10 protein-coding genes and 3 pseudogenes are annotated in these 11,889 nt (G+C 61.3%); 5 read left to right on the forward strand and 8 right to left on the reverse strand.

Annotated elements, in window-relative coordinates:
- Positions 1–66 precede the first annotated feature (66 nt).
- The 5 genes and pseudogenes from ACVWY3_RS15470 to ACVWY3_RS15490 all read right to left on the reverse strand — a co-directional run.
- Entirely contained in the window at positions 67–363 is a 297-nt protein-coding gene (locus ACVWY3_RS15470) for a hypothetical protein (RefSeq protein WP_456839211.1), read from the reverse strand.
- Positions 364–546: 183 nt separating this feature from the next.
- A pseudogene (locus ACVWY3_RS15475) lies at positions 547–1,142 on the reverse strand (superoxide dismutase).
- 28 nt (positions 1,143–1,170) lie between these two features.
- A complete protein-coding gene (locus ACVWY3_RS15480) occupies positions 1,171–2,079 on the reverse strand; it encodes a DUF1259 domain-containing protein (RefSeq protein ID WP_456843378.1) in 909 nt (302 codons plus the stop codon).
- A gap of 17 nt (positions 2,080–2,096) precedes the next feature.
- Positions 2,097–2,330, reverse strand: a complete 234-nt coding sequence (locus ACVWY3_RS15485) for a hypothetical protein (protein ID WP_456843379.1) — start codon at positions 2,328–2,330, stop codon at positions 2,097–2,099.
- A 49-nt stretch (positions 2,331–2,379) separates the two neighbouring features.
- Positions 2,380–3,118, reverse strand: a pseudogene (locus tag ACVWY3_RS15490) (chromate resistance protein ChrB domain-containing protein); the annotation flags it as partial.
- Positions 3,119–3,390: 272 nt separating this feature from the next.
- Here ACVWY3_RS15490 and ACVWY3_RS15495 point away from each other — a divergent pair.
- From ACVWY3_RS15495 to ACVWY3_RS15510, 4 genes are all read left to right on the forward strand, one after another.
- Entirely contained in the window at positions 3,391–4,290 is a 900-nt protein-coding gene (locus tag ACVWY3_RS15495; RefSeq protein ID WP_456839212.1) for a sulfite exporter TauE/SafE family protein, read from the forward strand.
- Positions 4,291–4,607: 317 nt separating this feature from the next.
- Positions 4,608–5,642 (forward strand): Cj0069 family protein, encoded by a 1,035-nt coding sequence (locus ACVWY3_RS15500; protein WP_456839213.1) that lies wholly within the window; start codon positions 4,608–4,610, stop codon positions 5,640–5,642.
- Between the two features lie 3 nt (positions 5,643–5,645).
- A complete protein-coding gene (locus ACVWY3_RS15505) occupies positions 5,646–6,242 on the forward strand; it encodes an ABC transporter ATP-binding protein (RefSeq protein WP_456839214.1) in 597 nt (198 codons plus the stop codon).
- Complete coding sequence (locus tag ACVWY3_RS15510; RefSeq protein ID WP_456839215.1) at positions 6,239–7,039, forward strand: ABC transporter permease; 801 nt, start codon at positions 6,239–6,241, stop codon at positions 7,037–7,039. Before ACVWY3_RS15505 ends, ACVWY3_RS15510 begins: the two co-directional genes overlap by 4 nt.
- Before the next feature lie 478 nt (positions 7,040–7,517).
- Here the strand turns inward: ACVWY3_RS15510 and ACVWY3_RS15515 are convergent.
- From ACVWY3_RS15515 to ACVWY3_RS15525, 3 genes and pseudogenes are all read right to left on the reverse strand, one after another.
- A pseudogene (locus tag ACVWY3_RS15515) lies at positions 7,518–7,697 on the reverse strand (helix-turn-helix domain-containing protein); the annotation flags it as partial.
- A 1,276-nt stretch (positions 7,698–8,973) separates the two neighbouring features.
- Positions 8,974–9,453: a Crp/Fnr family transcriptional regulator gene (locus tag ACVWY3_RS15520; protein WP_456839216.1), complete on the reverse strand. Its 480-nt coding sequence runs from the start codon at positions 9,451–9,453 to the stop codon at positions 8,974–8,976.
- 499 nt (positions 9,454–9,952) lie between these two features.
- A complete protein-coding gene (locus tag ACVWY3_RS15525) occupies positions 9,953–10,423 on the reverse strand; it encodes a hypothetical protein (protein WP_456839217.1) in 471 nt (156 codons plus the stop codon).
- Between the two features lie 153 nt (positions 10,424–10,576).
- Here ACVWY3_RS15525 and ACVWY3_RS15530 point away from each other — a divergent pair, with 153 nt between their 5' ends.
- Positions 10,577–11,887, forward strand: coding sequence for an NHLP bacteriocin system secretion protein (locus ACVWY3_RS15530; RefSeq protein ID WP_456839218.1), 1,311 nt, complete (start codon positions 10,577–10,579; stop codon positions 11,885–11,887).
- Positions 11,888–11,889 lie beyond the last annotated feature (2 nt).

Below are 11,889 nucleotides of genomic sequence, written 5' to 3' on the forward strand. Positions count from 1 at the left end.
ATCGATCGGACCACCGGGCCCGGTCGGCTTCAGCTCGAACCGTTTACCGCTTTGTGTCACGCGGTATCAGTCGTCGTCCATCTCCTTGATATAGAGACAAATTTCATCCTTCTGGATGCGCCATTTTCCGACCTGCTTCACACCCATCGAGTAAGTTCGCAGCGTCCCGTCGCCGTCATAAACAAACCGATAGTGGACCTCGTCGGTCAGTTGCTTCCCCGTGAAAGCCGCTCGAATCTGCACGCCGGTCAACGTCCGAACGCTCTCGGCCGCGACACATCCGGCATAGAGGGTGACCAGTCCCCCGATACCGTTAGCGAGTGCCGCGATGAGGCACCTCGCAAGTTGGCTCTTCGATTGCACCAGCCTCACTTTTTGCACGCCTTTCGACAGATCTCATACTCCGTCTTGCAGGCGGGACGCGTAGTTCTTCATGCAGGCGGCACGCTGGTCGGCGCAAACCTTGCAGGTCTGGGCGTGAGCCGCCTGCAGGGCGGCAAGCAGACCGGCCAGCGCGAACACAGCGATGGCACCTCATCTCTCCTTTCAGATTTCCTTCACGTATTGATCGTAGAGCGCGGAAGCGTTTTCCCAGCGGATGGCCTCCATGTAGACGTCGACATAGCGGGCTGCCGCCGCGCCCAAGTCCATGTGATAGGCGTGCTCATACATGTCGAGCACCAGCACCGGACGGCCCCCGGCGAGCGTCGTCGTATGATCGGCAGCCCACTGGTTGACCAGCCGCTTGTCGCGAGGGGAGTAGGAGAGGATTACCCACCCCGAACCTCCTCCCTCCGCCTTGCCCATCGGCTGCGAACTCCGTCCGCCACCGATCGATGCTGCCGAAGTCGCGTACGATCGCTTCGGCGAGCGCGCCGCCAGGCTTGCTCGCGCCGCCGAGACCGTCGAAGTATATCTCGCAGGATCATCGAGTTCGCCGCGATCAGCTCTTCGCGCTTGAGGCCGTTGATGACGAAGTTCGGCGCCTTGGCGAAGTCCAGCTCGGCGAGCTGCGCGCTGATCGCGTTGAGCCGCTTCACTGCCCCGCCGTAGTTGTTCTCATAGTGACTGACGAGCACCTTTTCAGAGATGCCGCTGATCGATTTTGGGTCGAACGGCAGCGGCTTGGTCTCGTAGAGCATCAGGCGACTCCTTCGTTCAAGCTTTGGCTCAACTCTTCGTACTGGCCGTCTTGTCGAGCGCCGCGCGCAGGCCCTCGGCGAGCTTCAGGGCGTCGTCGTTCGCCCAGAAGTGCATGAAGAACAGCCTGGGCTGCTCGTCGAGCATGTGGCTGTGCAGCGCCGTTACCTCGATGCCGTGTGTCCGCAGCGCCAGGATTACCGGGTTGACCTCTTCGCCGGTCAGCACGAAGTCCCCCGTGATGGCGGCCTTCCCGCCTCCCGTCGGCTGGAAGTTGATAGCGATCGCGACTCCCATCGGGCCGACAGGCGTCAGGGGCATGCCGTCCTGCGTGATCGGGTCCCGCCGCTTGACGTTGAACTGGTAGACGCCGCCGTTGGCCTGGCCCTTCACGCCGATGATCTGGTCGAGCTTTGCGGTGTCTAGGTCGACGGCTGGCGGCGGGCTCGCCGGCGCCGCGACCGTCAGCGGCGTCTTGCTCTCGGCCAGTGCATCGTGGATCGCCGACGCCAGCTTGGCCGGGTCCCCATGGCCGGCGACGTGCATGTAGAAGGTTGCAGGGCTCGCCCGCAGCAGATGATTGTGCACGGCCGTGATCTCGAGACCGTTCGCGATCATCTTCGCCATCACGGGATTGATCTCAGTCTCCAGCAGAACGAGGTCTCCCATGACCATGGCCCCGCCGTGCGCAGGTTTGAACGCGACCCAGCCGCCCAGGGCCAGCGCCGGCTTGATCGCCACGCCGTCCAAGGTCACGGAGAGGTCGCTGCGGGGAAAGCCGTAGCGCCGCACGTCGTCCGAAACCGCCGGCTTTCGTCCGAGCGCCTCGTCTACCTTCTGCCATTCGGCATCTTGAGCATACGCCGGGAAGAAGGGCGCGAAGCGGATTGCGAAAAGGCAGACGCCAATGCCGGCGAGCGCGAGGATGGTTTTCTTCATGATGCTGCTCCTCTCGCTCAATTCCGCTCTTTGATCTGGCCGCTGCTGTCGACGAGCAGCTTCACGGGCTTGCCGTTCTTCACCGCAATGGCGGTAATGCCTTCGGCCGTCGACTTCACGTCTTGAACCTGCGAGTAGCCGGCCGCCTGGATCTTGGCGATCAGCTCTTCCTGAGTCAGGGCGTGAGCGTGCGAGAGTCCCGCCGCAAGCGCCACCAAGAGCGCCGCCCGATAGATCGTCGATGTTCGCATGTCTGATCTCCTGGTTGTCCCTGCCCCAGAAGTCATCAGGCCTTTGGTCTCGCTTGCCCTTGTTGGTTGGCCAGTTGTGCAACTCCTTGGTCGCGTCGCGGCACCATCGGTAGAATGCGTCGTAGAGCCGGAGACCGGCGTTCAACTGCTCGAGGTCGTCGTCCAACATGCGCGACAGCCCGAGCGATGCCGCAAGCAGGCCCGGCGCCTCGGGAGACAGATCGAGGCGCCCCGTATCGGCGGCGCAGAGCGGGCGACGACAGGCCGAACTCCTTGAGCATCACGTCGAAGGCGCAGAGCTCGCCGCGACGGCTCCAGAACACGTTCTCGATGTCGAAAGGCGTGGCCTCGAAACGCTCGGCAACCGCCTCGATTTCAGCCGGCGCGACGAACAGGAATACCGCAGTGGGATCGACGAAGCGGCGGATCGGCCATGGGCACGCGGCCGGGTCGATCCTGGCGGCCGGCACCGTCGGATGGTTCGCTTCCTTGCAGGCGACTTGACCACCTTCGAGGTTCTCGGCGGCGACGTTGCAGCAGCGGAGCCAGACCGCGGTCCCCTCGCTGAGCTTCTTGCCCTTGTGACAGACCACGATGACGGACTGGCTCGTCGGGCGAGACGCCCAATCCTGGACGTCAAGATGCGAGCGCCGCACCGCGCCCAGGATCAGGCGCGGATCGGCCGAGAAGTCCTCGTCGACGCGCGCGTCGATAAGCGTCGGCGCTGCCGCCGTGCCGACCAATCGAGCCAATTTATCGGGAGAAATAGAAGTGTATGAAGCCGGCATGCTGCGCCCTTGGTGATCAGGACGCGATTCTTGGGCATGACGCCTCGCGGGGAGATCGCAAATCCCCAAGCCCGAAATAAAACTCTCCCAGGCGAACCTGTCAACCCGCACACGCGTTGGCGAGAGCGCCAGAACATCACGAAGACTTCACCATCCGGAACTCATCTAATCCGAGTAGTCGGCCGCCTTAAAGAGGCCCGGCTCTGTGCATCTGCAAACGGATCATCGTGATAGGATGAGCTCTCAGCGACCGGCTTGTTGGAGAAGCCGCAATGCCTCCCGTTGATACTGCGGTGATCATCGTCGCCGGCATCGCGCTGTTCGCGGCCTTCGTCAACGGAGCGCTTGGCTACGGCTTTTCATCCCTGACGGTGCCGATGGCGCTCGTTTTCTACACGAACCGCATCCTAAATCCCGCGATCGTGCTGATAGAGGTCGTCACCAATTTCTACGTTCTGTTTATCAATCTGAGTGGCGTCGCGGCCGTCTGGAGAAGGGTTCTTCCAATCGTCCTCGGCCTCCTCCCGGGGATCGGTATCGGCGCTCTGATTCTTACTTCCGTGCAGCCGGGTTGGGTCAAACTGGTGACCTACTCGATCATTCTGCCCCTCATCCTGCTGCAGGCAGCGGGGTGGCGCAGGCCAATTCGCTCGAGTTCGCTGGTCGGTCTGCCCTTCGGAGCCACTCTGGGGATCCTATACTCCGTCACAACGATCTCGGGACCACCGCTCGCGATCCTCTTCAACAACCAAGGTCTGGTCAAAACCGAATTTCGAGCTGGCCTCGCATTGGTACGCGTGGCCGAATCCAGCGTAACCGCCGTTGTCTATTATCAGCTTGGCCTTTTCACCGCCGAAAGCGGGCAGCTTCTGTGGGTCTTCTTCCCCTGCATCGCGATAGGAGTTCCGTTCGGATCCTACGCCATCAGCCGTCTGGATCCCGAGACATTCCGCCGGATCTGCATGAGCTTCGATGCATGGGTGGTGGGCTTCGGCTTTTCTCGCGTGTTGATCGAGGTTGGTCTAGTGGGAAGCCCGTGGGCCTACGGCGTCCTGATTGTCACCTTGCTCGTCGACGGCTGCTTGCTGTACATCTTTTTCAGGAGGCGAGCGGCATCCACTCGCCCACAAGAGACGTTGGTTGCGCCGGCCACCCCGAGCAGGCCGGGATAACCGCAAGAGCTTCGTCCATGACCGCCCCGCCAGATCCCCACGTTACGCTCAACACCTTCCTCGGCTACGTCATAGCTGCCCTAGCCGTCGCCATGTTCGTCTTTGAAGTCCTGCCTTCGATGCGCCTGCAGTAGGACACCGTCACAGTTGGAAACACCGCCACGGCGAACCGTCGCGGAATCGACGGGAACCGGACGTCATTTCGTGGTCTTGAAAACGGCCGAGAACTTCGCATAAGGTGATTTCGAGGGGACAAGCAGACTCCCCGTGAGACTTCGGTCCAAGCTCTGCGCAGCACGCAATCGTGGAGCTTGCGCATGGAGATCGAACGACAACCCTGTCCCCGACGTACCGTCGCCATCCTCTCGCGAGGAGATGCAGCCGCACGTCGAGATGCGACCTCGAAAAGCGGCCGCTTCTTCGATGTCTTCGAAGCGCTGGCCGCCGTCGGCGTCGAAGGGCGCCCCGCGATCTACGACGAGAGCTTCGCCGATGCCGTGCGCGAAGAATTGCTCGCAGTGGATGGCGTGCTCGTCTGGGTCAACCCGATTCAGGACGGTCGAAACCGCGCCGGCCTCGATGCGTTGCTGCGCGACGTTGCCGCGCGGGGCGTATGGGTAAGCGCTCATCCGGACGTCATCCTCAAGATGGGCACCAAGGAGGTCCTCTATCGCACCCGCTCGATGGGCTGGGGATCGGACACGGCGCTCTATCAGACCGCCGAGGCGATGCGAGCCGAGCTGCCTGCACGGCTCGCCGCCGGTCCGCGCGTGATCAAGCGCAACCGGGGCAACGGCGGCCAAGGCGTCTGGAAGGTCAAAAGGCTGCCGAACTCCTCCATGATTAGGGTCCTGGATGCGACCAAGGACGCGCCCGAGGAATTAACTCTGGATGATTTTCTCCGTCGCTGCGCGGAGTATTTCGAGAACGGCAGCGTGATCGACCAGGCGTTCCAGCCTCGCCTGACCGAGGGTGTGGTGCGCTGCTACATGGCAGGTGACCGCTGCGCCGGATTCGGCCATCACAAGGTCAAAGCGCTGGTCGACTCGCCGGCCGCGCGTTCAGAGGCCGGACCGCGGCTCTACTCGTCGAATATAGACCGGCGCTTCCAGCGGCTGCGGCGGTTGATGGAAAACGAGTGGACGCCGCAGCTAATTTCGCTGCTGGACATCGCGCGCGGTGACCTGCCCGCGATCTGGGACGCAGACTTCATGCTCGGGCCAGTCCAGGCCGACGGGAGCGACAGCTACGTGCTCGGCGAGATCAATGTCAGCTCGGTGCATCCCTATCCGAGCGAAGCGCCGGCCGAGATTGCCAGACGGGTTGCCGACCGGCTGCAGCTTAAGCTCTGACGCATGCTGACGGTCCGAGGGCTCAAGCGCCTGCACCTCTCCGTATCATTCGACCTGCAGGACGGCGAATGCGTCGCCCTGCAGGGGCCTTCCGGAGTCGGGAAGACCTTGCTGCTCCGCTCCATCGCCGATCTCGATCCCAACGAAGGATCAGTCAAGCTGGACGGAACACTCAGAGAAGCGATGCCCGCCCCAGCTTGGCGGAGGCAAGTGACCTACCTCGCCGCCGAGCCCGGCTGGTGGTCCGACACGGTGCAAGAGCACTTCGCGGCCTGGGATGATGCTCTGCCGCTGGTCGCGCGACTGGGGTTGCCAAACGACTGCGGACCGTGGCCGATCCAAAGACTTTCAACAGGTGAGAGACTGCGATTGGCGCTCGTGCGGGCGCTCATGCTTCGATCTCGGGTGCTTCTGCTTGACGAGCCGACCTCAGCCCTCGACGCAGCATCCGCTGCGGCCGTGGAAGCTCTTATTGCCGAACGCATCTCGGATGGGACGAGTGTCGTCTGGAGTACTCACGACGACGCCCAAGCCCGCCGCGTCGGGTCAAGGATCTTTGCAATGAGGCCCGACGGCAGCATCGAGGAAAGCCAGCCGTGACCTATATCCAGCTTTCGTACGGCAATCTGGTCCTCCCGGCGCTCCTTGTCGTCATGGATGGCATCTTCTCGCTTGTTCTCCGCCTCAAGCTGGAGAAGCAACTGGCCATCGCGACTGTGCGCATGGTGGTGCAACTCGTCCTCGTCGGATACGTGCTGACATTCCTGTTTGCTGCGGTGTCGCCGCTCTGGACCGCTCTCGCCGCCCTGATCATGGTCCTCTTCGCCTCGCGGGAGATCGTCGCGCGGCAGAAGCGGCGCCTTCAGGGCGTTTGGAAGTACAGCCTGGGCGCGGGATGCACGCTTCTCGCCGCGGGTACAGTCACGATGTTCGCACTCCTGACCGAGCTACGACCCGATCCCTGGTATCACCCGCGCTACGCGCTGCCTTTGCTGGGCATGATGCTGGGCAACACCATGACCGGAATAAGCCTGGGCCTGGACGTGCTGACGAACAGCCTGGTGCGCGACCGAGCCGCCGTGGAAGCTTGTCTTGCGCTCGGCGGCAGCCGACACCAAGCCCTGCTGCCTGTCATACGGGACGCCTTAAGAAGCGGCTTCATGCCGATCATGAACAGCATGGCGGCGATCGGTCTCGTTTCCTTGCCGGGGATGATGACCGGCCAGATCCTTGCGGGTGTCGAGCCGGTCGATGCCGTCAAATATCAACTGTTGATCATGTTCCTGATCGCCGGCGGGACTGGGCTCGGAACGTTGGCTGCCGTCCTGGGCGGCGCACGCCTGCTCACTGACCATCGACATCGGCTGCGTCTGGATCGAATTTCGGCCGAAAAATAGGAATGCAGCTCTATCGTCTCGAAACGGGGTGGCGGATCACTTCTGTGAGGGGTTTCGGATGCCGGCCGCATGAGGGGGCGGCGCCGCGTGTTCGGTGGCCGGCGTCCGAAAGCCTCCAAGGGAGGAAACCGCGCTTGAGGGACGTAAGGCGGTGCGGCAGGCGCTATGGGGATTTGAGCGCCGCGGGTGAGTTCGGTGATTGGGATCGAGCCGGCCCAACGAGTTGTGCGACGGTGAAGCCGCAGACGAATGCGGGGCGGATGGCATCGAACTCCACAACTTTTCCCACGATTTGCGACGGCTGGTGGATACCTGGGTGCGCTCTGCCGTGGCCGGTCGAGAGCCGGCGAGCGCGACGGGCAGATTTGCGGGATTGCGTCACGGTCATGAGGTGTCGATCCTGATGCGGCTCGTTGGGGCTGTCGGCCGATGCCGTGGCGTACAACCGCGCGCAAAGACCTCGATGATGATCATACGACCGCCGCAGCATGATCTCCCGCAATGCCAGCTCGCCGCCTTTGTCGTAGAGCTCCTTGAAACGGTAGAAGCTGTCGCGGCTGTAGCCCATCATCTTGCAGGCTTGACTGACATTCCCAAGCTGCCTGGCAAGCTCCAGCAATCCAACCTTGGCGCGGATAATCTTCTGTTCGGTCGTCATGGTGTCCTCCAATCGCCGAGGCGGGGCGCTGCGCAACCCCGACCAGCTCCGCGACCCGCCTCGGCTTGCGATTCGCCATGGGGAGCCAGGACACCGCTGTCAGATTACGTTTTAGCTAATGCACCTTATCGATGCCGAGCTGCAGCTGATGAAGCGAGGTGGCGGCAACCCGATGTTGGACTATGGTCCTCGTACCGCGGTTTAGATTGGGCCCGCCTCCTCGGAGCTTCGCCGCCGATGCGCATGACTGCATCATGGTTGCGACTCTCTCGGGTCGGCCGAATACAAGTTCGTGGCGCGCGATCTGCGCGCACGATGGCGAGCTCCCCCTCGGTATCGTCTTAGTTGCCAACCGGAGGCCGCCCCCGATCGCTCAAGTCTGCCGCTGTGCTCGCGGCCGTCAAGGGCAAGTCGCTTCGCGATGGCCTTCGGCCACCCTTGACCGCCGCTGCGCGCAGCAGCCTAGCGAACAGCAGGTCGGGACGAGGAGATGTCGTAGCCCGGCCAAACAAGGAGATGGCCATAACGAAAAGCCTTGACACCAATCACCCCATACAAGTCCTCTGGCGCTTCTCAGACATGCGCATCCAACGGATGTCCGCTTCACGTCAGGAGCGCCGGTCCCGCTTCTGGCTTCGAGGAAAGCATCGGTCCTCGCTGCGCCTCGTGGCATGTTCCCGCCGGAAAATGTGAAGTTAGTCGTCAGCAATTCCTAGTCGCCCGGCCCTAGAAGTCGGTCGTGCACATGCGCGCACTAAAGGCTCCCAAGCCCGCTTCAGAACGTCTGTCCACATTAGCTGTGATGGGATTTTTCTTGATCTCCCGGTGCAGACGTCGTGCACACGCCGCTCTCTAACGCATTGAACTCTCGCTCAATCCATCACCGGGATTACAGAAATTTGTATTCCTCAGAGGCTTAGCTGTCCCACCGCGCCATGCAACGAAAACCGGCTGAATTTTTCCGCTCCAGATCAAAGACATAGTTGCTGGTTCGGATTCCGCACCGCTTCCGGTTTGCCAAGAGTGGACACGGGTTCCACCACTGCAACTCATGGTATACGGTTTGGTGTACCGCAATAAGTTGAATTGTCGTTAGGTGCGGGACGCGCTGCCTGCGGAACCAAGACTCTTCAAACACAATGCAAGCACGCGCTCGTCCGTCGGCGGCCCGCGTTCGAAAAAAGACTTCGATCCTCGCTTGCGGCGGGTTTGTTGGACTAACCTCTGGGGTCCGGTCAATCACGTCCTGCGCACCGAAACCGGATCAGTCACTTCCTCACCGACTCGCGTGAAGCATCTGCAACTCCGCAATCCGATTGTCGGCGCGACGAAGCCGCCGACAAAGCTCGCGGTTGACATTCTGCATCACTATCACATACGCGTAGATGTCGGCCTTGAAGTACGCGTAAAGTTGTCGAGCCGTAAGCTCGTACAGCAGAGTTGAGCTCTGCGCGACGATGGTCGCTGACCGGTTCTGCATTTCGATAAGCGTCATTTCGCCAAAAAAGTCTCCGGGCCCGAGACTGGCCATTCGAATTATGCGGCCCGCACCCGCGAACTTGCTCACCACGAGCTCGCCGGAGTGAACAACGAACATGGAGCGGCCCGGTTCTCCTTCCGCGACGACAGTGTCACCAACCTCGAAGCGGCGCTCGACCAGCATCGAGATTAAGAGATCGCAACTCGCGTCTGAGAGACCACCGAAAAACGGTGTGGCAAGCAAGAACGCTTTCAGATCGGGCGAGCTGACAGCCATCGACAAAATATACTCCCGCTCCCAACCGTGGCAAGCCGCGAAGCCCAGCGGACGTTTCTGCCAGAACCATCTGGGGAACCTCGGGCGCCGGCAGACCGGCCTGATCATTGTGAAGTAATCACTCCATTTGTGGCGTTTGAAACTCCAGTTTTCGTGACGACCTGTCGTCCCGGCAGACCCAGGTTGGTCGGCCGGAGCGCCAAGACGTGACGCTGCTGCCGCAGGCATGAGGGAGGCGCGGTGAGTACACTTGGGAACTGGTCATGATCCTGAACTTGCACGTCAGGGTCTGTTTGTCAGCGCTGTCGCCCAGCAACTTGGGCTCAATCGGAAGACAGTCGAGCCTACATTGCCGGTAACCCTGGAGCCGCCGGCTTACAAAAAGCGGCACCGGCTTTCCGATCGTGCTTCGCTACTAACTGGCTGACCTGAGCGCGCTCTTCGCTGTCACAGCCGCCGCGTAGAGATCGCCTGCTGCGCGAGCGCTTTTTCGCCCGGATCAAAGGCGACCTCTAATGGTAGCCAATATGCCTGTCGTCGTGTCAATGATGGTGAGGGCCTGGTCAATCTTGCCTTGCCCCAGCGGATATTTGGTACACCGCTCGGAGATCTGAACTAATCGTTTTCTTTCGCTGATCAGGATCGTGCTGCTCTTGTCGACGGCAAACTTGACGATGTCCCGCATCGGACTCTCGTCGCCGAAGTCTGTCAGATCTTTTTCCATAGTGATCAGATACTCGTAGCTTGCGAGTTCGTCGGAGATTTGCAGAAGTTCCCGGACAGTCGAGTTGACGCATTCAGCGTCGCCGCTGGAAACATCAGGGCGCTTTGCGGTTGCGACAAGGTCGTTCATGAGATTGGCAAAGAGCGGCCTAAGGCTCTCCGCCTGCCGGAAATCGCTCTCGGACAGGACGCCCGCACTGCACACACCGGGTAAGGCCAAAGCTAGCCCCACGCCCGCGGCCAGCATTTTTCGGTGCGCTCGCCCTGGGAACGAAACTCTCGTAGTGCCGATCAGCCCGTGCATCCCAATTGGTCCCTCCACCCCTTATTGTTAGATGGTTGCTTCTGTGCAAAGATCGGGCATCGTCGGCTGCAGTTCACACTTGCTTCGAGTGCAGACATGTCGGCGTCTGAACCGCTCCCAAAGCCGGAGCATAAGAGCATCACCGACCGGCCGCAACGGGCGTTTCGCGCCGCGGCCCTCGACCGGGCTGCGTCTCCCGAGCAGCTCGATCATCTCGTTGTTATCACCAAGCCCGCTGACTGGATTCTGACCCTTGTGCTGTGCATTGCGCTTGCGGCGGCCGTGCTGTGGAGCATTTTCGGGCGCGTGCCCACTCGCGTCTCTGGTGAGGGAATCCTGATCGGCAGTGGCGGTAAGGTCGTCGACGCCGTATCCGCCGCTGCCGGACGGCTGCAGTCGGTCGCAGTCACGGTGGGCGAGCACGTCAACAAGGATCAACCCGTCGCGCAGATCGTTCAAACCGAGATCCAGCAAAAGCACAATGCAGCCACCGAGGTATTTCAAGAACGGCAGCGGGAGCACGCCGATCGGGTGTCGAAAGCTGCAAGCGAGCTCGCCGCCAAGAGCCAGAATTTTGCAAAACTTGAAATGGCCCTGCAACAGGTGATCAAGGCAACCAGCCAGCGTATCGAATATCTCACCGTCGACGTCAAAAACCTGGAGGACTTGCTGGCCAAGGGATACACCACGCGGCGCAATCTGGAAGAGCGGCGTCAGGAGCTGACCGATGCGCAACAGCGCCGTACCGACGCACAAAACGAGATCTTAAAGCTGCGGGCGCAGAAGACGGACCTGGAAACGGAGCGCGGTCGCGAAATTCAGCAATCCGAGTTTGCCCTCAACGAAGCCCGGCGGCAGATGAATGCCGCCGCCGAACAGCTGAGCCAGAACACCCAAGTGATCAGCCCCATGGACGGTCGGGTTCTGGAAGTGAAGATTTCGCCCGGTTCGGTGCTAGCCATCGGCACACCGGTTATTGCGATCGAAAGCGAAGGCACCAAGCTCCAAGCCGTCGTCTATGTTTCTGCCGAACGGGGAAAACAGATCAAGCCTGGCATGCAGGTGCAACTGGAGCCGAGCACGGTGAAGCGCGAGGAATTTGGCATGATGCTGGGCAAGGTGGTCAGCATCTCTGATTTCCCGATGACGCCGCAAGGCATGGGTGCGCTGCTGCATAATGAAAGCCTGGTTTCACGCTTCTCGCGCGACGGTGCGCCTTACGCCGCCATGGTTGCACTCGATGAGGATACCTCCACTGCAACCGGATATCGATGGGCCGTTGGCGAGGGGCCGAACATTCATCTCACCAGCGGAACGTTGGCGCGGGCCGAGATCACAACACGCCGGCGGCGCCCGCTCGATCTGGTGATACCCCTGCTCAAGCACCTCACGGGAATTGATGGATAGGC

It is taken from the genome of Bradyrhizobium sp. USDA 4486 (assembly GCF_054057995.1).

Bases quoted from the DNA above. Each gene is read 5' to 3' on its own strand.
- ACVWY3_RS15480 (WP_456843378.1), bottom strand. From the start codon at position 2,079: ATGAAGAAAACCATCCTCGCGCTCGCCGGCATTGGCGTCTGCCTTTTC.
- ACVWY3_RS15485 (WP_456843379.1), bottom strand. From the start codon at position 2,330: ATGCGAACATCGACGATCTATCGGGCGGCGCTCTTGGTGGCGCTTGCG.
- ACVWY3_RS15495 (WP_456839212.1), top strand. From the start codon at position 3,391: ATGCCTCCCGTTGATACTGCGGTGATCATCGTCGCCGGCATCGCGCTG.
- ACVWY3_RS15500 (WP_456839213.1), top strand. From the start codon at position 4,608: ATGGAGATCGAACGACAACCCTGTCCCCGACGTACCGTCGCCATCCTC.
- ACVWY3_RS15505 (WP_456839214.1), top strand. From the start codon at position 5,646: ATGCTGACGGTCCGAGGGCTCAAGCGCCTGCACCTCTCCGTATCATTC.
- ACVWY3_RS15520 (WP_456839216.1), bottom strand. From the start codon at position 9,453: ATGGCTGTCAGCTCGCCCGATCTGAAAGCGTTCTTGCTTGCCACACCG.
- ACVWY3_RS15525 (WP_456839217.1), bottom strand. From the start codon at position 10,423: ATGCTGGCCGCGGGCGTGGGGCTAGCTTTGGCCTTACCCGGTGTGTGC.
- ACVWY3_RS15530 (WP_456839218.1), top strand. From the start codon at position 10,577: ATGTCGGCGTCTGAACCGCTCCCAAAGCCGGAGCATAAGAGCATCACC.